The organism is Rhodococcus sp. ARC_M6, assembly GCF_022810305.1.
Taxonomy (GTDB): domain Bacteria; phylum Actinomycetota; class Actinomycetes; order Mycobacteriales; family Mycobacteriaceae; genus Rhodococcus_F.
In genome coordinates this window covers 1-1,690 of record NZ_JALGQH010000067.1, presented here as the reverse complement: position 1 = coordinate 1,690, position 1,690 = coordinate 1, and the positions used below count along the sequence as shown (strand labels likewise).

At 60.5% G+C, this 1,690-nt stretch carries 1 protein-coding gene; it reads right to left on the bottom strand.

Translation table 11 applies throughout. The features are described 5' to 3' along the window. Positions 1-175: 175 nt before the first annotated feature. A complete protein-coding gene (locus tag MTX36_RS29365; protein ID WP_243623182.1) occupies positions 176-1,570 on the bottom strand; it encodes an IS1380 family transposase in 1,395 nt (464 codons plus the stop codon). Positions 1,571-1,690 lie beyond the last annotated feature (120 nt).

Here is a 1,690-nt window from a genome sequence, read left to right as displayed (position 1 = left end):
CCTCAATCTTGCATGAGAGGCCGCTGCCGGCCTGAGCGGTTCGCCGATCATGTTTTCACGGCCCGAATCAGTATCCGAATATGACCGGTCGACCCGTGTGCAGTCGGGATGCTGCCGGATTCCACATTCCGGAGAGGTGCTCTTTCCGCTCGTACCAACAAGATTCGCCGGTGTTTTAGGTCGGCGCCGGCAACGCCTCGAGCCTGGCCAACGCCGACGTAATCAGACCGGACCACGGCGCCCGCCCAGACAATCGCAGACGTGTTTTCCTGGCATGCCGGGCGATGCGCCCGGCAATGGAGAACAGCCGTAGGCGAAGTCGTTTCGGTTCCCACCGGCGTGCGTCACTGCTGGTCAACGCCAGCATTTGCATCCACGCTGTCAATTCGGAAGCGAGGGCGACGATCGCCAACCAAATCGCATTCTGGGCGAAACCGTGCAGCGGAAGGTTCGTCAGACCGGTGTCCTTGGCGGTGCGGATTCGGTCTTCGCAACGAGCCCGGCGGCGGTGCCGCAACTCCAAGGTTTGCAGACTCCCGACCACTGTGTTGGTCACGAACGCGGTCAGTCGCAGACCATTACGGTCGGTGAAACGCAGTTGAGCGCCCGGATGAGGTCGTTCTTTACGCACGATGAGCCGCATCCCTGCCGGCCAGCCCGACAAGTGAACGAGCCCGGTCAGTTCCGCAACCCACGCTCCGTCGCGAATACCGCCGCTCGAATCGAGTGCCGGTATCCACAGATCTTCGGGAATGTCGTCGACTGCCGCTGCCATCGCGTCGGTCAAGGTGAACCCGACCGAATACGACAATCGCCGGGCGGTCAAATATTCGAGGAAAGCATGGGTACTGCCGGCACCGTCGGTGCGGATCAGCACTTTCTTCCCGACCGCACCGCTGGTTCGGAACGGCAACTGCGCCAATGCTTGTCGGGTTACGTGAATGTGGTCGGCGGCGGTATTGGAACCGGAGTTTCCTGGCCGCAGCAGGAAACTCAAGGGTTCACCTGTGCCGTGTTCGCCGTGGTCGACGAACGCCAACAGAGGATGGAAACCGTAGCCCCGCTTGAAATTCGGCGCAGTTTTCTCTTTCTCCGAATGGGAGGTCACGAGGGTGGCGTCGAGGTCGACGATCAAGGGGTGCTGCGGGTCGATGTAGTGGTTGGGCGCGTGTTCACCGGCGTGTAACCACGCTATATTTCGGGCCGCAGCTCGGGCGGAGTTGATCGCGGACAATGCGGCCGGTTCGTCGGCGGCGAGGGTGCTGATCAGGCGAGATACGGTCGCGTCGGATGCGACTGGCCCGAACAGGGCCGGTTGTTCACGCAAGGTCGCGATGTCTGCGAGGCAGTCACCGCCGACTGCGAGGGAAAGCGCGAGATCGAGCAGGATTTTTCCTGGATCGTGTTGGGCGGTGGGTTTACGCCACGGCGACAGTGCCTCCGACAAGGACCTGGTCAGGCCAGTTCTTTCGGCGGTGCTGATCAGAATAATCGCTCCGGATTGCGACACAAGCGCGTTGGCGGTGGTGTCGACGGAGAGTTTCGGATAACAGGAAGTAGACTTGCTCACCAGATTGGTGCTCCTTGTTTCTGGAATTTTTCAACTGTCGCAAGTCGAATTATCCCAGGTAAGGGCACCAATCTTTGTTGGTGACACGGGTTTACCGCGTATTACCGTGAAAGCCCGAGG